Genomic DNA, 21,854 nt, shown 5'->3' with positions numbered 1-21,854 from the left:
ATGAATATGCCGAAAATTCCCCTAGGAGCTTGGGTAGATTCTCTAGTGGATTGGATAACGATTGCATTTGCTGGATTATTTTCTCTTATAACCAGTGCGATTGAGGGGCTATTAAATTTCCTAGTGGATGTAATGAGTGTAGGACCTTCTATCGTATTAATTATTGTCTTTACCCTTTTGGTTGCATATACAAGTAGATGGCCTTTAGGAATTTTTACGTTAATTAGCTTACTATTGATTGATAACCTTGGTTATTGGGAATCAAGTATTCAAACACTTGCAATCGTAATATTATCAGGATTTCTCACCATACTGATTGGGATACCAATCGGAATATGGTGTGCGCAAAGTAACACAGTGAGAAAAATTATTACACCCATTTTAGATTTTATGCAAACAATGCCTGCATTTGTTTATTTAATTCCATCCATCTTATTTTTTGGAATTGGCGTCGTGCCCGGGATTATCGCTTCGTTCATTTTCGCGATTGCACCGACAATCCGCATGACCAATCTTGGAATTCAAGAAGTACCTAAAGATCTAATAGAAGCATCGGATGCATTTGGTTCGACTAGTAGTCAAAAATTATTTAAGGTCCAATTACCATTGGCAACTCCAACGATTTTAGCAGGGGTTAACCAAAGTATCATGCTTGCTCTATCAATGGTTGTTACTGCTTCATTAGTTGGAGCACCTGGACTTGGAGCAGATGTTTACAGAGCTGTAAGTCAAATAAATGTAGGGCAAGGCTTTGAAGCTGGATTATCCATAGTCTTCATTGCAATTATTCTCGATCGTATTACGCAGAACTTACGTAAACCAGCGTATGAGCATATTGTTAGCCGAAAAATTGTCATTTCAATTTTAGCTGTACTTGTGGTAGTTGCAGCATTATTTGGTACAATTACAAAGGAAAATGCTGTGAAAGGAGATCCAAACAGCATTGGCGGACAAACGAACTATAAAATCATTGGTATTGAACCTGGCGCTGGGTTGATGAAGCAGACTAGGGATGCATTAAAAAAATACGAATTGAATAATTGGCAACTTGTTGAAGGGTCATCGGCGGCAATGGTTGCAGAATTGAAGAAAGCCTATAATAAGAAAGAACCAATCATTGTTACTGGATGGTCACCACATTGGATGTTCTCAACATACGATTTGAAATATCTCGAAGACCCCAATAATTCTTATGGTGGGGCCGAAAACATTAATACAATCGTTAGAAAAGGACTCGAACAAGATGCACCGGGCGCTTATACCATTCTCGATCAATTTGCTTGGAAAACAAGTGATATGGAAGAGGTGATGGTTGATGTTACTGGAGGTATGGACCCATCTAAAGCTGCTGAAAAATGGATCAATGCGAATCAAGATAAAGTAGCTGAATGGACAAAAGGTGCTCAAACAGGAAATAGTGAAAGTATCAAACTTGTCTATGTTGCCTGGGACACAGAAATAGCCAGTACAAATGTGATTGGCAAAGTTCTTGAGCAAAATGGCTACAAGGTTACACTAAGTCAAGTTGAAGTGGGACCAATGTATGCTGGTATTGCCAATGGCAGTGCCGATGCAACGGTTAGTGCGTGGCTACCAAGTACCCATCTCGAATATTATAATACTTATAAAAATAATTTCGTTGACCTAGGACCCAACCTTAAAGGAACGAAGACGGGCTTAGTTGTACCAAAATATGTCGATATTAATTCTATAGAAGAATTAAAATAAAAAGATCAAAATATCTAATAAAGTAAGAGTCAGACCCGCACTCAAAATTGCAGCTCAAATTGGGAGTTAGTACCACAAGCGCTGTGTATAGAGAACGTGGTCTAACTCTTTTTTTGTAAATCATATTAAGAAGGAACAAAGATGAGAAACCCTTCAATAATAAGGATTTAACTTATTCTAAGGAAATATGTATTTCAATAATTACCTCGATAGAATATATAATATATCCTTAATCCCTAAATTACATAAAATAAATAATTTTATATTTAAAAGTATTATTCCAAACCACTAATATTTAACGCTGCGTACATAAATATAAATTTCATTTCGCCACCTTTTCGTAATGAAATTTCCTATGTTAATTACTATATAAAAAAGACATGATATGTGACAGTTTTCAGCAAATAAAAAATAAAGAAAGTGCTAAAGTTGAGTCAATATCTTGTATAGGAATTAACTAGAAGCAATTTTATAAGGGGGAATAAAGAAATGAACTCGAAATCAGAAGCAATTATTCAAAAAACGACTAAATATGGTGCCAATAATTATCATCCGCTGCCAATTGTAATTTCATATGCCGAAGGAGTGTGGGTAAATGATCCAGAAGGCAAACGTTATATGGATATGTTAAGTGCCTATTCGGCAGTGAATCAAGGGCATAGACATCCCAAAATCATTCAAGCGTTAAAAGAGCAAGCAGATAAATTAACTTTAACATCACGAGCCTTTCATAATGACCAGCTTGCACCGTTTTATGAAAAAATCGCAAAATTAACTGGAAAAGATATGATTCTACCAATGAATACGGGTGCTGAGGCTGTGGAAACAGCTATTAAAGCAGCAAGACGCTGGGCATATGATGTAAAGGGCGTTGCAGAAAACAAAGCAGAAATTATTGCTTGTATCGGGAATTTTCATGGACGAACGATGACGGCTGTTTCGCTTTCTTCAGAACATGAATATAAAAGAGGATTTGGTCCGTTCCTGCCGGGAATTAAACTGATTCCATACGGAGATATAAAAGCACTAAAGGCAGCAATCACTCCGCTTACAGCAGCTTTTATCGTTGAACCAATCCAAGGTGAAGCTGGCATCATCATTCCTCCGGATGGTTATTTACGGGAGGTTGAAAAGATTTGTAAAAGAGAGCATATATTATTCATCGCAGATGAAATCCAATCTGGACTTGGTCGTACTGGAAAAAACTTTGCTTGTGATTGGGAAAATGTGATTCCTGATGTATATATTATAGGTAAAGCACTAGGTGGAGGCGTATTCCCGATTTCATGCGTTGCGGCTAATAAAAGCATTCTCAGCGTATTCAATCCTGGGTCACATGGTTCAACATTTGGTGGAAATCCACTTGCATGCGCTGTTTCAATAGCTTCACTTGAAGTATTAGAGGAAGAAAAGCTATCTGATCGTTCATTATTGTTAGGAAATTACTTTAAAGAAAAACTTCAAGAAATTGAAAATCCTCTTATGAAAGAAGTGCGCGGTAAAGGTTTATTCATTGGACTTGAGTTAACGGAAGCTGCACGACCTTTTTGTGAGAAGTTGATGGAAGCAGGCCTATTATGTAAAGAAACACATGATACAGTCATACGTTTTGCACCTCCTTTAGTGATATCACAAGAAGAGCTTGATTGGGCTATCGCAATAATCCAAAGGGTTCTTTCAAAATAAATGGTGTTTCAAGAAGGATTACACAAGAATAAAATCGAATTACTTACTCATCAACGTAGTATTATTTCTAAACAATATAGCTCTAAAAAGCGAGGGGAGTAGTGTATAAATTGCTCCCCATTTTCCTTCTATTACTAACGATTATGATGTTCTTTAAGACCAAGCTTACTTGATGAGGAGAATTAAGATGAATAAAAAAATTACGATTATTGGGATGCCGATGGATCTGGGACAAATGAGACGGGGAGTAGATATGGGACCTAGTGCCATCCGTTATGCTGGTATAGTAGAGAGGCTCGGCAGTCTGAATTACGAAGTCCACGATATTGGAGATATTCATATCGGACGCCCTGAAATGAGCATTGACCAGGATTCAAAGCTTCGAAACTTAGAATTAATAGCCGAAAAGAATGAACTTTTGGCCATTGAGGTACATAAAGCAATCGAAAACGGTGCTTTTCCATTAGTATTTGGCGGCGATCATAGTATTGCAATTGGAACGCTTGCTGGCGTCTCCAAACATTATGAAAATATAGGGGTCATCTGGTATGACGCACATGGCGATTTGAATACGGCGGAAACATCACCTTCAGGTAATATTCACGGAATGCCGCTTGCTGTAAGTCTCGGATTGGGACATCCTAGACTTACTCAGTGTGGGGGATACACGCCGAAAATCAAACCTGAAAATGTAGTTATTATCGGTGCACGCGCATTGGATGAAGGAGAAAAAGAGTTAATTAAAGAAAAAGGAATCAAAGTGTATACAATGCATGAAATTGATCGAATCGGCATGACAAAAGTGATAGAAGAAACAATTGAACACTTTAGAGGACGTACAAATCATGTTCATCTATCACTAGATTTAGATGGGCTTGACCCAACTGATGCCCCCGGAGTCGGAACACCGGTTATAGGAGGCATTTCATATAGGGAAAGTCATTTAGCTATGGAAATGTTGGCAGAAGCAAGCATTATAACATCAGCAGAATTTGTCGAAGTCAATCCGATTTTAGATGAAAAGAATAAAACTGCGATTGCTGCTGTGGCATTGATGGGCTCATTATTTGGCGAAAAGCTTCTATAATTGAACGCCCAACTATTGGAAGCAAGAGACATATTGACCGGAAGGCTATTTACATTGGCAGGTACCGTATTATTCCTTATTGGTTCTATAATTACTGCCATCACCATATATAGGGACTAAGAAACTATTGTCGAACAAGCTTCTTAACACCGTTCTGTTCTTTAATCGTTATTATTATGTAAGATTCTATTTCAATCAATGGAAAAAGCTACGCATTTACTAGGATGATATCCTCATTTTCACTGCGAAGCGAAAGAGACTGACACCTGAGTCAGCCTTTTTTGCTTTAAATATAGTCAAACAATCCGTATTTTCTATTAGTTAAACTATCTACTTAATAATATGGGTATCCACCATAATAAGGATATGAATATGAATATGGATAACCATAGCCGTCGCCGTATCCGTATCCGCCGTCGTATCCATATCCGCCGCTCAATAAGGAACCTGCGACCAAACCTCCAAGAAAAGGAGCACCGAAGCCAAACCCAAATGGTCTTCCGAACCCAAATGGTCTTCCGAACCCAAACGGCCTTCTAAATCCACCAAATCCACCAAATCCATGACCAAAACCTCCAAAACCAAATGGTCTTCTCAAGTCATTTGCATCTATATGATTTATTAATTCAGTATTCATAAAGGGCCTCCTTTTTTCTAATTCTCTATAAACTATGCTTATACCTAGAAGATGTATAGGTAAATGTCCAAATTAGAAAAAAAATTAAGAATTCCATCAAGTACCCGTGTTTGAAACACAAGTGATCATACCGAACTTATTTTCGTTAGGATCAAGCATTTGGCTCTATTTACTAAATGCTTCGTGTTATAAACACAAAGCACTTTAAACTATCAGACTTTTAAAACTCTGGATTGTGTTCTTTTTTTCAGCAACTTACCCTTTTGTTCATCACCCTGCGATTACTATTATTATTTTAAGCTGATAGAAAATGATTCAATTAATGCTGAAACTATAGCATTACCAGCTAAAAAGATTGAGATAAATCCAGTAGTTAAAAATGCATCATAAAATTATTGCAGAATATCAAACTAAATGTTATACCTTTTCACAAAGATCACTCAGAGAACTGGCTATTTACTGAATTAGGAAGAAGATGGTACTGAAAATGAAAAATACTGTTTTTATAAACTAAACATAAAGACAAAAAAAGGTTAGAAAATTCTAATGAAACACCAATCATTTTTTTACAATTCCTTCATCTAGCCTTTATATCGATAAAGTAAGATACTAGTAATGGTAATTAGAGATTCTAGAGAAATTGGTATTTGGTATATGATAAACATGAAAAGCTGGTAAACTCAAATACAAGCAAAAGCATAAAGAAAATAGTACGTTTTTTTAAAAAAACTACCTTAAAACAGGCAATCATGTTAAATTAAAAGACGAAGAGCAAAGGAGGTGAAAAAGTGCAAGCAATTAAAAGCTTAATCGACTTTATATTACATATTGATACCCATCTATTAGCATTAGTAAGCCAATATGGTACCCTAACATATTTCATATTGTTTTTAATCATTTTTGGTGAGACGGGATTAGTCATCACTCCTTTTCTTCCAGGAGATTCACTTCTATTTGTAGCTGGATCAATAGCAGCACAGGGTTCCTTAAATATATGGATATTACTAATAATCTTGTTTATTGGAGCCATACTCGGAGATACTGTTAATTTTTGGATAGGTCATTATATTGGTCCAAAAGTATTTGAAAATGATCGGTTTAAACTAATCAATAAAAAATATTTACTAAAGGCACAGGATTTTTATGAGAGAAAAGGTCCTATCGTCATTGTTTTAGCTAGATTCATTCCTATAGTTAGGACATTTGCACCTTTTGTAGCCGGTGTTAGTAAAATGAATTTTAGGAAATTCGTCATTTACAATATCGTAGGTGGGGGATTGTGGATCTTTTTAATGACACTAGCCGGATTCTTCTTTGGAAGTATTCCGATAATTAAGGAAAACTTTAGTCTGGTTACGATAGCAATTATCATCATTTCACTCATTCCGGTCGCCAAAAGCGTCATTCAAATGAAATTTAAAAAAACAAGCTAACTCGAAAATAGTTAGCAACAGACATGGCAAGGTAAGTGGTTTATAAGACTAAAGAAATTGATTTATTAGAGCTGTGTTTTTGCAGCTCTTTTTTTGCTTCGCATTCCTATTCGGGTATTATTTTAGATAATGTAAAGCACTATCCGTATCTAACGCAAGTAGCCTACGAAGTTTATGTGCTTGGTATTCCACATGAACTTTATAGGCTAAATTCAAAAATATAAAAGTCAATATAACTTTTTATGTAATTAAATGATTTCACATGACTTTTCCATTATATTTGGTCTTTCTCCAATATACAAATGCAATAATTAAACTAAGAACAACTACAAAGACAATAACATTTAGGCTATATTTTGATAGATAGAAACCAACCTTTTTCCATTCCCTACCTAGTTTTGTCCCAATTGTGATAAAAGTAAAACACCACAATAAAGCACCAGAATAGGCATACACAGCAAATTTTTTAAAGGAAAGACCGTTTATACCGGCTAGATAGGCGGTTACATGACGGATTCCAGGAATAAAATAGCCGATAAAAAGAAGAAAAGGTCCAAATTTCAAAAATAATATCTTGGTTTTATTAATTCCTTTCTCAGTAAGATGAATTTTAGGTCCATATTTCCTTAAAAACGGTAATCCTAATTTAATACCTAATAGGTAACTAATCGAAATACCCGCAGTTGCACCTACAACAGCACTTACCAAACAAACTATGTAAGACAATTGACCTTTATAAACTAAATACCCTAGATATGTCAAAAGAATCTCATCTGGTATTGGAAGTCCTATAATCCCCCCCATTAAAGCTATGATGATACCAAAGTATCCAAAATGTCCTAGAAGATACATCAAATGCTGCATCATGGATTCACCCACCCAGTATTGAAAATAAAAACTTTTAACAAATTAGCTATCGAATAAATCATAAACATAAATAGATTGCACATAACAGAAGTTTTCTAGTTCAGCATTACAACTATTAGACGGTCCTGTTCTAGTATTACATTCCGATATTGCCTTGTAAACAATTAGTTAAAAGGTCATAGTAAATTATGGCCCTTAATATAGGGGAAATTAAAGCAACATTTAACCAATTCGCAAAATCAAATATGTAGTTTGAGTTCAATTTTAGTCGAAATACCATTAGTGAGTAAGAGTATTGATCAAATGTTTCCGATGACCATCTATCAAATTTATAAAGGGAGGGAGACTATGTCTCAAATCACACTTAAAGATTATGCTTCACAAATTTCTTTGTTTAACGAATACAAACTATCTTCACTATTTTTATATCAACAAAAGGAAATCGTAGATGATTTATTACATTCACTAGTAAATGAACAAAATGGGTTCATACAAACGAACATAAAAATAATAGCTCCCATAATTAGCGAAGTTTTTCTAATTTACTCGATGGAGAGTCCGGGAGTGAAAAAACTGACACCCACAAACTCTGTTCTCTACCCGGAAATGTTAGTTAGTCAAAAAAACGAGCCTTTAGAATTATTTCTAAGGCTCGTTTTTCCTGTTACAATTTTTAGCTTTTCTAAAAAATCACTTATTCATAAATTATCCCTCTAAGTAAGATTGCTTCTTTCCAGAACAAGAAGGTGAAGTATGCTCTAATTTCCTTAAAACCTTTTTATATTTCTTCAAAGAATAAACCCACCCCGTATAGGAAGCTTTGCTTTTTAATTCAGTGGAAATAAACACAACAGCAAGATAAGGAAAAAATTTATTGTTACGAAAACGGAGATCTTTCCAACAAACAAAGGTTCCATTTTTCTTTTTCTGGACAAAAGGGTAGGCAAAATTTGTGCTCGAAAGAAAATCTGATACGAGACTGTCATTCATGCTTTCCAAAATCAAATCAGAATCATCCTGCTTTTTCGGTAGTGTATGATCAATAACAAGACTTTTCCTAGAATATTCACCAAATAAAAAATCATCCTCCGTTTCTATCAACAAATCCCAATAAAGGATTCCGGCTCTCGGCATGAGTTTAATGCGAATTGCATTTTGAAAGTGGCCTTGCAAATATCTTTTTGTAAAGCTGGCATAAGACGTGCGAAGCAATAGATATAAGAATATCAGCATGTATATGATGATAAAAACTCTTCCTGCTTCATAAAAAGGAAGAAGAAAAAATCCAATAATATGAAGGGATAAAATATACGGATCTACCAACGGTATAGAGTCAAAAGAAATCCACTTCGTGGAAAATGGACGAATAGCTTGAGTTCCATACACATTAAATAAATCTAAAAAAACATGTAAAATCACAGAGAGAAACGTCCATAAAAACAAATGTAAAAAGGGTACTTCTGAAAAAAAGAAATATATGGATCCAGAAACGATGAGACCCCAAAGAGGTAGAGCTAGAAGTGAATGTGACCATCCTCTATGATGGCGATAATAGCTACTATTTCCTTTTAATTTATAAACATAATCAAAATCAGGAGCGTTTGAACCAAACACTGTACCTATAAGGACTGCGTATGATAACGTTGCACTTTCAGCGACCATAGGATCAATATGAGAGAGCGCTCCTAATCCTAAGCCAATAATAATATGGGAAGTTGTATCCATTATCATACCTCCTCAGCGAAATATTGAATCTTGCTGTTTGATCTGATTGATAGCAAAATCGGCGATGAGAGCAGAAGATTGTGACTTGTGAATTATATGTAATGCCTTTTTCATACTTTGCGCTAAATCTTCATTTCTTGTAAGCGCATGTACATGCTGAACCGTTTCCATTTTAGTGCGGGAAACAAGAGCCGCGCCATTTCCCTCAAAATGTCGAGCGTTTTCACCTTCTTGTCCGGGCACAGGATTATAAAGAATTAAAGGGATTTTCAATGCGGTGGCTTCAGTAAGGGTTATTCCTCCTGGTTTTGTAATGAGACAATCAGATATTGCCATAAGCTCATGGACTTTTTCTTCATATCCGAATAAGTGAAAAGACTCAGGATAGCGAAGAGCAAGCGGGAGAAGCTTATCGTACAAATTCTTGTTTTTTCCACAAATGGCTACAATATGATAGGTAGGATTACACACTAGGAGCTGACAAAGTTCTTTTACGTGTTTTAAAACACCTAGGGCTCCTGCAAGCACCGTAATTATTTTTTTGTTCAGATCTAGATTGTATTTTTGGTAAATAGTTCTCTTATCAATAAGCATTTCAAATTCTGGTCGAATGGGAATACCGCTTACCGTAATACATTTTCCCTTGATGTTTTGATTTAATAAAGTGTTTTTAACCGATTCAGAACCTACAAAGTAATGATCAATTAATGGATTAATCCAATAAGGATGAATGCAATAGTCCGTTATGACAGTGTAGGTTGGAATGAAAAATCCTGATCTTTTGCTAAGAAAAGGTGCAGCGTGAAGAGGGAAAGTTGTAATGATAAAATAGGGTCGATGAACGTTAATAAGTTCCTGTAGCCTTTTTCTGCCTAAATATCGAGAGAATTGAGAAAGCCCTTTCGAATTTACTTTTTTTGTTCCGTAATAAAACCATTTATAAAAAGAAGGTCCATACGAAACACTTTTGACTAGTAAAGATTGCGTAAAGGTAGTAAATACAGGATAAGACTCACCGAATAAATCAGATATAATAGGCTCAAATCCTTTTTGTTTAAGTTCGCTTGCAATAACATTAGCAACCTGAAGATGGCCGTTCCCATAATGCGCTGTAAGGACTAAAGCGGAAGCACGTCGCAAAACTAAACCCCCCTCTTGTTTTTTTAAGAGTAACATGCCTGTTTTAAGGAAATATGAAGGGACAAGAAGGATTTGTAAAGGGAATGAAAATATTTGATGAGATTTATGTGGAAGTTTTGAATCGAAAATATGCTGTTGCTAGCATCTAATAATTAAAAAACGTAGGGGGATCCAGAATAATTTTCGATAGTAAAGAATGGACCAATAATTATTGCCTGTTTTGGGTACCTAATTATTCAATTGTGATAACCTTTTTATTAGTTATTGTAAAATAATCAATTCCCTATTATAGATTATTTTAACTGTTTATATCTATGTAACGCACTTATGCTAATGGAAAACACCCAGAACAAGAAATATAAACTTATTTACAAAACTTTGTATTCCTTGCAAAAGGGTTTTAAAACTGTTTATTTATTCGTCAAATCAATTGTAATGGACTTTACTTAAGATTGGGTGTAATTAAGGTCCCAAATCATACCAAAAGGATCTTTCACTTTTGCAAATTTTGCTCCCCAAAAAGTGTCTTGTAGCTCCATATGGATTGTTCCATTTTGAATTAGTCGTTCATAGACTTTTTGAATTTCCGCTTCATCCTCGAAATCAATTGTCAAAGAAATGTGATTTCCAAATTCTATTGAATTACCGGGAAACGTATCTGAAACCATGAAAAATAAATCATCTTTTTTAAATTGTGCATGAATAATGCGGTCATCAGCTTCTGATGGAGTTGGAAAGTCTGCTTCACCAAAAGTTTGAATACCTAAGATTTCACCTTCGAAAATCATCTTATAATATTCTAATGCTTCTTTAGCATTTCCGTTAAAGTTTAGATACGGTGTAATCTGTTTCATAATTACAACTCCTCGTTTTTTTTCGAAATAGTTTAATAGCTGCTCTTTTGCATCCACTGTTATCGTAGCTGATTTCAGAAATTGGACTTACTGATACAACAGCCCCTCCACCTGCATATTTTCTTTCATAAATCATTATAACAACTAGAATAAGAAAAACACGAGAGTGTATGTTCGTTTTTGGGTTGCTACTGATTACTAAGAATTTGGAAAAATTCAGATTAAGAGCTTGTCCTATAAATACGATAGCAAGCCTTTCTTGATTAATGATTCAGTAATAACGTTATGAACAAAAAATGGCATTGAGAGAAAAGATAAAGGTGAACTGGAGAAAAATCTACAATTAGATATTTCAGGTAAGAAAAAAGGGGGCGCCTCAAAAGCAAGGGGCAGACCCTGCAACAACTAGTAGCTGAAGAAGAAAGTGAATATATTCAAAAAGCAAAAGTAACTTCCAAGAAATAAAACTGAAAAGAATCATTGGTAATATTTTTAGAAGTGATTTTTTTATGAGACATATTGTGAATATTCGAGGGGGAGAAAGATGGAGGCACACATAAAAAATGCTTTAAGTGAGTGGAAAAAAAATTAGCGAATTATTAGTATTACTGAAAAATAGTTTCAAATGGGATATATTATCGCCGAATCTTATCTCGTAAAGAACACGAAATCTTTTTATGTTTGTATTTGAGAAAACATGCGATAGACCGTTGATTCAACAGTTCTTTTAGTTGAGTGAGGATGTCCCGAAAGGGTCAACCTCACTTGGTCTTGTCAAATAATTAGCGGAACATTGATACTGTATAGAAGGGAAGGATTAATCTATTCCTTTTAGTATGTTATTTTGTTTAAATACATAAATATCATCAGCCTTTAATGCTTTGGAAATAACACCCGTCAAACTGAATAATCCTTTTGCATCATGTCCAGCCTCCCAGAGCATCATCCCGCCAAATCCATTATCTAGTGCTAACTTTGTTTTCTTTTGAATGGTCTTGGCACCATTGTAATAATATGTTGTTCCATTCATATTCACAGTATCTCGTTCAGCATTTTTCGGATTATTTTTGATGATTGCCTCATAGGATATCTGCTTAATCGAAGGATCTTCTGGCTGCGCATAAAAGGGAACCCCTAATACAAGTTTTTCTTTTGAAAGATTATGAGCTTCAAACAGCTTAGTCCAATAGTTTACGACTTTCTCATTAAACGGATATGGAGACAAGTTAGCCGCAACATACCCACCATCCCACTGACCATCATAAGCCATTATGTTTACATGGTCGACATATTCGAACATCGATGGTTCATACAGGACATTATTGATTTCACTACCTGTAACACTGTTAATTTTTGCTTGAACTGCAGTGGATAGTTCTTTATCTTTATCGTGAAGCTTTTCACTTAATACTTTGATAAAACTAGCTAGATCTTGCGCATCTTCCCATGATCGTGGGTGTTCAAAGTCAATATCTATGCCATCAAGATTTTCCCGGTCTACTATACTTACAAGCTCATTGATAAGCTTATATCTCGATACTGGGTTAGCAATCGCAGACTTAAAATATTCATAGGATTCGCCACCCTGGATGTGATACCACCCACCTACAGCAAGTATAACTTTCGTATCATGCATATGTGCTTTTGAAACCATGACCCGTAAGTTATTCAAAGCGGTTTCTCCATTAAGCAAAAGACCACCATCCTTTGTCGGATGGGCGAAAGAAAAAATAATATGTGTCATATTATCATAATCAAGCTTATCGGGATCACGAAAATCCTGAATATAACCAATTAATACTTTGGCTTGTTCCGATTCCAACTTTGGCAGTTGCTTAGGGACAGGTTTTATGGCTGATTTGGTTGTTTGTTCCATTGTTAATCTTTCTTGCTGATTATTAGTAGAAAATAATTTACCTGCAAAAAATCCTCCTGTAAAGGTTATGACCAATACTAGAAGAAGAAGGAGTTTAAGATTTTTCATAGATGTATTCCTCCCCATACTTATTCAACATAAGAATTGTAACAAGAAAATTGATAAGTAAGGGGTGGTAAAATCAAACATATAATTTAAGCGAACTAGGAGAAATGAAAAACGAAAATAAAATAACACATTTTTTGGCTCATTCATGTGAAATCACGATTTCATCGACCTAGAGCTAAAATGAGCCAAAAATCCGTCACGTTACAGGGTTTTAAATTAATTTACCTCCTTTATCAAGACTTTAGCTGCCACCATTTTTTCTTTTTTTCTTTAGTTGCTGCGGCATCACGATAGGTTGATATCATCACTTTAAAAACCTCTTCAATTTTTTGTATTTCACCTGTCGAGTGTTTTAGTTCGTTAAGAGATTCAATTAGATCATCCTGCCTAGTATCGAATGATTGCGTGATATGTCTTATTTCATCCTTTGCTTCATTTACAGTTTGAGAAACTTTCTCTAGTATATTTTGATTCTCTATTTCAGCAACTTTTACAGTCAGATCCATTCGCTTCGAAAGCTTTTCGAAAGTAGCTTTCGAATCCTTCACAACATCAATGGAAAGGGTTGTGAATGTTTCAGAAGTACGTTCCGAAGCCTTCATAACCATCTCCGAAATTTCAAGAACCTCCACTTTTCTCTTATCATCAGATCTCTGAATCGATTTAGAAATTTCTTCAACGGTTTGAAAGGAGGCATTTAAAAACTCATTTTTGATTTCTTCAATGAGTACATTACGGCTTACCACCATCTCATTTTTGATTTCTGATAATAGATTCTCCCTGAATGTTTCCAAAGCAGTATTAAATTCCAGCATATTGTCTGTTTGACGCCCCTTTGATGGCTGAATGGATGTCTCTTCGGAAGGCCGAATCGTCATTTCGAACGTTTCGGAAGTAGGTTCTGAATCGATTTTTATATGTTTTTTTAATAAAGAACGAATCATCCCTTTACTTATATCTTGTTCACGCATCTCTTTTATTTTATTAAGTAGTGTAATCTCTTTCTCTGTATAATATCTAGCACCTTGCTTCGTACGAGGAATAATAAGAAGTCCTTGTAAATCCCTTTCCCACTGTCTAATTGTCCCTGTTGGAATATTTATTTGTCTAGAAACTTCATTAATTGAATAGGCTCTTAAAATCTGACTATTGTCCATATCTCCATTCCTTTCTAAGTGGCCACAAATTGGGTTAATTTAAGATATATTCTTGATTGTGGTTCTCTTTTTCCTGCTACATGACAAAAGCTATCAAAAGAAGGGAAGATTCAACAAAAAGTGTTGATTTGATGCGAAATTAGTCGTCCTAGTAAATGGATGCTAACTTTTTAACAGCACTACTCTTCAAACGTATAAAGAACGTGGCACAACGGTAAGGGATAGAAGAAGGATCCGAAAATAAACTAAAAAAATTCTCAGTGAAAGATTTAATTAAAGTAGGGGAACTTGGAGAGCAAGTATTCATAATAATGCAGATGAATGGGGAATGAAAAAAGCATTTGTCTCACTGTAAAAATATACCTGACCTCCGTTATCGATTATCTAACAGGGGGCAGCCACGTTTTAACCAACAATAAAAAGAATAGATGAAAGTTAAATAGAGGATATAACCGATCAATGAATAAATATGATTCCATGAAACACTATGAAAGAACAAGCTAAATGTTTCCGCTTGTTTTTCACCAACAGCCATCAAAAGACTTAAAATGATAATCAGTCCTCCTATTCCCTATGAGTTCATTTTATTACAAGCATAAAGAAAGACACCAATCAACAAGGGAAGACCAATCAAAGTAAAAGCAATATTAATTGAAAAGACCGTTGACATGGGCCTTATAGGAAAGGAATAGAAGCCTTTTCCTATAAAATATAGATCGAGGTACGTTCCTAATAATGAGGCAAGCAGGATTGATGGAAGGAAATTTGAACTGTTTTTAATCCAATCGGGGGAAATCGCCTTTTTTGTGATTGCCGCGAATTCAAGTCTTTCGAGTGTTTTGCAATATTCATGTTTAATCTCTCCAACTATATTTTCTTTAGAATTGATTAAGTAATAGATTACTTGCCACTCTTTGTATCAGTCAGCAATTCCAGCACGTATATGCATTCGATTCTTCCACGAAAATATTAGTTTAGGGCTATAGAATCTCGTTGAACCTGGTAACAGCTGGCATGATTTTATCCTTGTTTTCAATAGTCTACTTGGAGTTTCTTCATCTATATGATTAAATATATGGGGCCAATAATCCATTCTAGAACCAGTATGAGGAGCTGAAATCTCCCATTTTTCTATCATTTTTAATCGCTCGTCATCACCAAACAAAATGGTATACAATCGTTTTCCTAGCATGATCCGCTTATGTAAATCCTCAAAATGATGTAGCGCTTGGCCAGCGATTTTCACCTCCCCATCCACTACATATGGAAAAAGAATATGATTCATGGAAAGGAAGTCCTGTAATTTAAATTCTAATTTGCTGAAAACTTCTTTTTTAAACGTGGGATTTTCAAGCACTCTTGATTCTAGATCGTTTTGTTCATTAATGATAAGATCAACAGTTAATAGATAGGGGTCATGTTCACTCCAAAAATAAAGCCAAATCGTTTCCATAAAAGTTGACACATGTAAATGCTTTAACAGGTAAAATAAGTTCTGTCCTCTTTTTTTACTTTCTTCATACACCAAAAATTGCAGGAATACATCTTGGAAAATCAGCCAATTTCCACGTTCTAAAAATGTGAAGAATGAATCCGCTTCACTCTTTGTCAGTAGCCTTGGTAGTAATCCACCTTTTAAATCCGTCATATTCCATCTGCCATTTCGAGAAACCATATGTCCTAAAAATACCTAATGGATTTCCGGATGCACATTATAAAAATCAAGATACGCTTTCGTTCTCGTGACATTATTTTTATTCAAAATGCATGTTTGATCTTCTGGACAAGAGCTTCTTCTTTCGACGAAAGATTTTCTTCTTTAAGCGACTTTTTGCTTTTATTCTTCAGCTCTTTCTTTATTTCTATAAGAGGTTCAGGAAGTATTCTTTTTTTCTGATTCATGATCTTATGCCAAATGATCATTACCTCCTTGGGCAAACTCACTCGATATTCTATGGACATATATGTAACATGGACATTTTAAAGAAAAGGAATGGATACAGTTAAAACCTTTGGGGAGGACATTCTCCCTATAGTTCATGAACATATCTCTTGGAAACCTGAATCCACTGATTGTTATATGATCATTCTATTAAGTTCATTAGAAATTCATGATGAAAATTTAATAATACAGCTTGCGAAGCCGATTTTAAGCAAACAAGAATAAAGTGTTCACACAAGTCATACTGCACTAACTGATTAGATTAGTCGACCTATCCTTTTTTCTTTTTCAATAGAATCCAACATCGCTCCCGGTAAATTTTTATAGACTTTTTGAATTTAGGTGGGAAAACCTGACTTCATTTAGAGAAATTCTGTTTTTTTCACCTAATAAAGCCTATAAAACAATTTTTAGAGCAGAACATACTTGAAAAATAATTGGTTTGTTGTGTTAAAATATATAAATAAAGGAAAATGATAGGGGTTGTAGTTATAAACGGTTATTTGTGTACTTCAATATAAAGGTGTTTTAACCGATTCTTTCAAAAGTGTTGAAAGCGCTTTTATTTTTTGGTAATCTTTATAAAAGTGAGTAGATTAAAAATTCAGATAATAATTTAAAATTAAATAGCTGGAGGTCATCATACTTGGATGAAATTTTAATTGTTGAAGACGATAAGGATATTCAGAAAATTTTATCGATGAATTTAACTCTAGAAGGGTTTGCCTATACGATTGCTTCAACTGGAATGGATGCTATTAAAAAGGTTCGGGAAAAAGCACCAGATCTTATTCTTTTGGATATACAATTACCTGATATGAATGGAATTGATTTATGCCAGCAACTAAGAGAAATGACAGCCGTTCCCATCTTGTATGTAACCTGTAATAATGAAGATAAGGAAAAAATTCTAGCTTTTGCAATGGGGGGCGACGATTATATTGAAAAACCCTTTAACTCAAGAGTTTTAATTGCCCGCATTAAAGCTCACTTAAGAAGAAATTCGATTAATCACAATCAAAACACGTTAAAAAGGCAAATAACTTTTGATGATATCGTCATCGATTTATCTGCTCGGGAAGTAAGGCGAAACGGACATGTGATTGAATTAACAGCAAAGGAATTTGAATTGCTTACTTTTTTTGCCCAGCATCCAAATCAAGTATTTTCAGCGGAACAGCTTTTAAATCAAATTTGGGGATATGATTCGTTTAGTGAGAAAAGTACGATTATCGTTCATATTTCAAACTTGAGGAAAAAGATTGAGGATTATCCAGTAAACCCATCCTACATTATTACAATGAGGGGGGTCGGCTACAAGTTTGTGCAAGCGTCCATTTAAGTTAAATAAATCCTACTATTTTAAAATATTAGCATTTACAACAATGATCTCATTTATTCCCTTTGTTATGATCGCTGCATACAGTATGTATCAAGGGAGCAATCTATCAAATCAAATTATGAAAGATCAAATAGCCAATACAAAAAAAGAAGTTTTATCACAAAAACTCTTGTATTTACAAAAAGAAACTCAAAATTTGAATACAGATTTGCATAATCTCGAAAACACATTAAGATTAATTCAAAAACAAGCTGAGACTATTTATAGTCGGCCTAATCTAGGTCTTTCAAATGAATTACATGTAACAAAGGGAAAAGAAGGTTACTGGTGGGAAACATTTGACGATAAATATGAAAAAACAAATGTTTTTATTAGTTCGAGATCAAGCGATTTGGTTGATACAGCAATAAATGACCTGAAAATAGCAAAGCAACTTGAACCATTGTTCGTTCAAACGATGGAAAATGAAACGATGATCAATGCCGTTTACTTAGCGTTACCTAGTTCTTCTTGGCTATATTATCCGTTTTTAGACGTTGAGGCAGCCATTTCTTCAAAAAAATTTGCACCTAATCTGCGTTTTCAAGATTATGAATTTTATACAGTTGCTTTAAATCCACAACGGAAAGTGAAATGGACGAAACCTTTTATATGGTCGGCTAAACCCATGGGGGATGTAACGAAAGAGGATTGGCTAATATCAGTCGGGGCACCCGTTTATTTGAATTCGGTCGAATTTAAAGGAATGGTAGGTTTAGATGTACCCATTGAAAACATTACAAACAAATTAATGGACGTCAAATTCAGTGAACCAAACGCCTTTGCCTTTTTAATTGATGATAAAGGTAATTTTATTTCGGGACAAACGAAAGCAGAAGGGATCGAGGAGAACGTACCTCTTATGAATAGCGCTTTAAAAAATAAAGAAGGCATCTTGCCAATAACCTATTCCAATTCAGAAGCGTATCTTTTATCTTCATCATTAAATAACGGATGGCGTCTCAATTTTATCATTTCAGAATCTGATATTGTCGAACCAATCGTCAAAAGTACAGAGGCACAAACGAATAAGCATATGCTTCTTTTTTTATCTCATCTTTTAGTATTTTTACTTTTCGGAATCATTATTCTGTTATATATGACCTACCGTTTTTCACGAACAATCACCCAACCAATTGATCAGTTAACTACTGCGCTAAGAGAAAGTGCTGACGGCAATTTTGTGAAAGAACTTCATATTGAGCAAGAAGATGAAATTGGTAACTTGGCGGTAGCGTTTAATTTTATGAACCGAAAAATCCAAGAATTAATTGGGGAATTAAACTTAAAAGCTCATCAACTGGAAGACAAAGTGTTAGAGCGAACGAAGGAGTTGGAAAATGCTAATGAACGGTTAATTAACACAAACCAACAACTTCAAGAATCTGAGAAACGGCGAAAAGAATTTATGTCACAGATTTCTCACGATTTAAAAACGCCATTAACGTCCGTAAGAGAATACACGGAAATCTTAGTTAATCATCAGTCACTTCCTGAAATCCAGAAAAAGGAAATTATGAATTCCATACTACTACGCAGTAATCATATTATCCAATTAATTAATGACTTATTTGATATGAACACGGATGATGATGGAGATTACGTAAAAGAAGTCATTCCATTTGATTTCTTGATGGAGCAATCGTTAAACATGATTGCGATCCGATCAGAAGGGTCCGATATTGAAATTACTAAAAACTATGAAGTAGGTTCATTGTTCATTTTTGTTGATCCTAAGAAAATGAATCGCGTCTTTATTAATATTTTAGAAAATGCCATTAAGTATTCAAAATCAAATAATGGTAAGAAAATTAAAATAGACATTTTTGCCTACCAACAAAATGAAAACTTGATTATTAAGTTCAAAGATTACGGAATTGGTATATCGGAAAATAATAAAGAAAAAATATTCCTTCCATTTTTTAGAGAGAAAAGAACAAGTACCGAAAAAATTCAAGGAAATGGATTAGGTTTGCCTATCGTTAAAAAAATTATTACCGCACACGATGGACATATTTTAGTAGAAAGTAAAGTAAGCGTAGGAACGACGATTACGATTGTGCTACCATTAGTAGAGCTATCAGACATTTAAGCAATATAAGTAACTATTTAGCAAATCGAGGGAAATGCCCATTCCATTAATACAAAATGTGACTTCAGAACAACATTAAGTTTATATTCCGACAACAAACGTTGAAACATTTAACAAACTAGATTTCTTGTTTACAATTGACGAATTAAGGGTGTCCAAATAAAAAGGTTAGATTCACATTTCCTATATATCGTTTATTTAACGTGTGATAACATACTAAACGGTTTATAGAGTGTGAGGACAGGCTTTTTGGGACACCCTATTTTTTTGTTTAAGTGTTCGATATCCTTTCAACCGTCGACATGAAGCCTGTAAAATAGTGAAAATTCATGAGAAATTTTATATTTTTTGGAATTTATTGAAATTTTATCGTTAGTTTAGATTGACTTTAGGATAACTTTATAAATAAATCATATGATACATATATAGAAAAAAGCAACAGCCACAACAAGATACACGGAATTAGTGAATCGAACAGTACTATAGTAATTCAGGATTTACGACCACTCGTAATGAAAGCGTTAACAGGTGTGGGTATCATCCATGTACCTAGAAGAATTCTACACGTTTAGAAAAATAATTTGTCTTCAGTGAAGAAATTATTGTTTCTAACAATCAATGGAAAAACATAATGCCTAAGTAGTTGATCTATACGTGTTAATCGCTGAGTACAAAGATGTTTTTAATGATGAAAGCGATGGTGACGCTTATTGAAAGTAGATCGACTAACTTAAACCTTTAATTCTTTAAATTAACGATTAGGAGGCGGATAAGTGGAAGTCATTTATGTAAATAAAAGCAACCGGCATTCGTTTCTAGCGGAATGTGAACCAAATGTGATTGCTTTAGGATTTTTTGATGGGGTTCATCTAGGTCATCAACAAGTCATCAACGAAGCTATAAAAATCGCTGATGAAAAGCAACTGCAACTTGCATGTATGAGCTTTTTCCCCCACCCAAAAGAAGTACTGAAACGAGATAAGAAAAAAATTCAATATTTAATGCCAATGATTGCCAAACAACGAATTTTGAAAAAGTTAGGTGTAGAAAAATTTTACATCGTGCAATTCGATCCGGATTTTGCTTCGTTAACACCAGAGCAATTCGTACAAAAATATCTCCTTGATTTTGGAGTAAAGTATGCGGTTGCAGGATTTGACTTTACTTATGGTCAATTTGGAGAAGGGAATATGGATCGAATAAAAGAGGACTCTAACCACGTCATTGAAGGAATAAAAGTAAAGAAAGTGGAGATTGAAGGCGAAAAAATAAGCTCTACTCTAATAAGAAATTTAATTTCTACCGGAAAAATGGACATCATTCATCGTTACTTAGGCGAACATTATCAGATCAAAGGGAAGGTTTTTTCAAATAATACAAGTGTTGCAGTAGTACCGAGCCCTTATTATCTACTTCCTCCCCCTGGAGTATATGAAGTATCTGTTTTAAAAGGGGATGAAACATACGACCAAGTCGTATTAGTCACACAAGATGCTGCTAAAATAATTTTTCCTGCTCACAGCATGCGATTATTAGAAAACCAAGAAGAGATTCATATAAGCTGGATAAATCGTTTGTCTTCTGGATTGTTCACGATATTGGAGCAACACCCTAAATATAACATGATGAATAAACCGGTTTTTACTTCCGGACTATTATAAAAAAAAATATAAAAATAATGGAGGAACAAAAATGAGTACAGAAACTACATGGTTAGATGAATTAACGTATTTAAATGATAAACCAGGTGTGAAGGTCATAAAAGCTGGGACATATAAAAAGAAGGAATTAAATAGTATTCTTGGTATTCCAAATCTTGAGAGCCAAATTATTGATGTTCCAGTTTGCACAGATAAGCATGGTTTACAAATGGGTTACTTCTCTATGCAAAATTCAGAAGATTTCGAATTTACTTACACGTTTTTAGAAATAAAAATCGTCTTTAGAGGGAAAATAATTGTTCGTGACGAGCAAGGGAATAAGTATATCGCTGAAGAAGGAGATGTATTCGTTTTCAGCCCAACTACAACCGTTATATTTGACGGTGAAAGCGACGGAGACGCTTTTTATACCGCGCATCGTCTGCCTGAACCTTCGTTTTTGTAACATATAAAAATAGAGAGTAGTAGAATTCGAAATCA

At 34.6% G+C, this 21,854-nt stretch carries 17 protein-coding genes and 1 pseudogene; 9 read left to right on the top strand and 9 right to left on the bottom strand.

The genetic code is table 11. From position 1 onward, the window contains the following. From AC625_RS28220 to rocF, 3 genes are all read left to right on the top strand, one after another. Positions 1-1,728 (top strand): glycine betaine ABC transporter substrate-binding protein, encoded by a 1,728-nt coding sequence (locus AC625_RS28220; protein ID WP_049681640.1) that lies wholly within the window; start codon positions 1-3, stop codon positions 1,726-1,728. Positions 1,729-2,217: 489 nt separating this feature from the next. Further along, positions 2,218-3,414, top strand: coding sequence for an ornithine--oxo-acid transaminase (locus tag AC625_RS12930; protein WP_049681639.1), 1,197 nt, complete (start codon positions 2,218-2,220; stop codon positions 3,412-3,414). A 187-nt stretch (positions 3,415-3,601) separates the two neighbouring features. Then, positions 3,602-4,501, top strand: a complete 900-nt coding sequence (gene rocF, locus AC625_RS12925; RefSeq protein ID WP_049681638.1) for an arginase — start codon at positions 3,602-3,604, stop codon at positions 4,499-4,501. Positions 4,502-4,835: 334 nt separating this feature from the next. Here the strand turns inward: rocF and AC625_RS12920 are convergent, their stop codons facing one another. Then, entirely contained in the window at positions 4,836-5,138 is a 303-nt protein-coding gene (locus AC625_RS12920; protein ID WP_049681637.1) for a hypothetical protein, read from the bottom strand. A 788-nt stretch (positions 5,139-5,926) separates the two neighbouring features. Here AC625_RS12920 and AC625_RS12915 point away from each other — a divergent pair. Further along, on the top strand, positions 5,927-6,571 hold the full coding sequence (locus AC625_RS12915) for a DedA family protein (RefSeq protein ID WP_049681636.1): 645 nt from the start codon (positions 5,927-5,929) through the stop codon (positions 6,569-6,571). A 258-nt stretch (positions 6,572-6,829) separates the two neighbouring features. On the opposite strand, the gene AC625_RS12910 is transcribed toward AC625_RS12915, so the two are convergent. Continuing rightward, on the bottom strand, positions 6,830-7,438 hold the full coding sequence (locus AC625_RS12910; protein WP_049681635.1) for a DedA family protein: 609 nt from the start codon (positions 7,436-7,438) through the stop codon (positions 6,830-6,832). A 348-nt stretch (positions 7,439-7,786) separates the two neighbouring features. On the opposite strand from AC625_RS12910, the gene AC625_RS12905 reads away from it, so the two are divergent. Further along, positions 7,787-8,155: a hypothetical protein gene (locus AC625_RS12905; RefSeq protein ID WP_049681634.1), complete on the top strand. Its 369-nt coding sequence runs from the start codon at positions 7,787-7,789 to the stop codon at positions 8,153-8,155. On the opposite strand, the gene AC625_RS12900 is transcribed toward AC625_RS12905, so the two are convergent. The 7 genes and pseudogenes from AC625_RS12900 to AC625_RS12870 all read right to left on the bottom strand — a co-directional run. Then, on the bottom strand, positions 8,144-9,163 hold the full coding sequence (locus AC625_RS12900) for a metal-dependent hydrolase (protein ID WP_049681633.1): 1,020 nt from the start codon (positions 9,161-9,163) through the stop codon (positions 8,144-8,146). The two genes, AC625_RS12905 and AC625_RS12900, sit on opposite strands and share 12 nt — an antisense overlap. 12 nt (positions 9,164-9,175) lie before the next feature. Further along, positions 9,176-10,303, bottom strand: a complete 1,128-nt coding sequence (locus AC625_RS12895) for an MGDG synthase family glycosyltransferase (RefSeq protein WP_049681632.1) — start codon at positions 10,301-10,303, stop codon at positions 9,176-9,178. A 446-nt stretch (positions 10,304-10,749) separates the two neighbouring features. Further along, a complete protein-coding gene (locus AC625_RS12890; protein ID WP_049681631.1) occupies positions 10,750-11,157 on the bottom strand; it encodes a VOC family protein in 408 nt (135 codons plus the stop codon). 817 nt (positions 11,158-11,974) lie between these two features. Then, the gene (locus AC625_RS12885) at positions 11,975-13,141 is read right to left on the bottom strand and encodes a glycoside hydrolase family 18 protein (protein WP_049681630.1); all 1,167 of its coding nucleotides are present in this window, start codon (positions 13,139-13,141) and stop codon (positions 11,975-11,977) included. Between the two features lie 233 nt (positions 13,142-13,374). Continuing rightward, positions 13,375-14,298: a MerR family transcriptional regulator gene (locus AC625_RS12880; RefSeq protein ID WP_049681629.1), complete on the bottom strand. Its 924-nt coding sequence runs from the start codon at positions 14,296-14,298 to the stop codon at positions 13,375-13,377. Between the two features lie 571 nt (positions 14,299-14,869). Continuing rightward, a complete protein-coding gene (locus AC625_RS28215; protein ID WP_281177274.1) occupies positions 14,870-15,079 on the bottom strand; it encodes a CBO0543 family protein in 210 nt (69 codons plus the stop codon). A 12-nt stretch (positions 15,080-15,091) separates the two neighbouring features. Beyond that, positions 15,092-16,221 (bottom strand): annotated as a pseudogene (locus AC625_RS12870) (DUF2515 family protein); the annotation flags it as partial. A 665-nt stretch (positions 16,222-16,886) separates the two neighbouring features. On the opposite strand from AC625_RS12870, the gene AC625_RS12865 reads away from it, so the two are divergent. From AC625_RS12865 to AC625_RS12850, 4 genes are all read left to right on the top strand, one after another. Next, complete coding sequence (locus AC625_RS12865) at positions 16,887-17,582, top strand: response regulator transcription factor (RefSeq protein ID WP_049681628.1); 696 nt, start codon at positions 16,887-16,889, stop codon at positions 17,580-17,582. Beyond that, on the top strand, positions 17,563-19,713 hold the full coding sequence (locus tag AC625_RS12860; protein ID WP_049681627.1) for a HAMP domain-containing histidine kinase: 2,151 nt from the start codon (positions 17,563-17,565) through the stop codon (positions 19,711-19,713). Before AC625_RS12865 ends, AC625_RS12860 begins: the two co-directional genes overlap by 20 nt. A gap of 773 nt (positions 19,714-20,486) precedes the next feature. Continuing rightward, positions 20,487-21,374 carry an FAD synthetase family protein gene (locus AC625_RS12855; RefSeq protein ID WP_049681626.1) on the top strand — a complete coding sequence of 296 codons (888 nt, stop codon included), beginning with the start codon at positions 20,487-20,489 and terminating at the stop codon, positions 21,372-21,374. A 31-nt stretch (positions 21,375-21,405) separates the two neighbouring features. Continuing rightward, on the top strand, positions 21,406-21,819 hold the full coding sequence (locus AC625_RS12850) for a cupin domain-containing protein (protein ID WP_049681625.1): 414 nt from the start codon (positions 21,406-21,408) through the stop codon (positions 21,817-21,819). The last annotated feature ends 35 nt before the right edge of the window (positions 21,820-21,854 follow it).

The organism is Peribacillus loiseleuriae (genome assembly GCF_001183985.1).
GTDB classification, from domain to species: Bacteria; Bacillota; Bacilli; order Bacillales; family DSM-1321; genus Peribacillus; species Peribacillus loiseleuriae.
The sequence above is the reverse complement of the archived record's forward strand: the minus strand, read 5'-3'. Positions and strand labels throughout refer to the sequence as shown.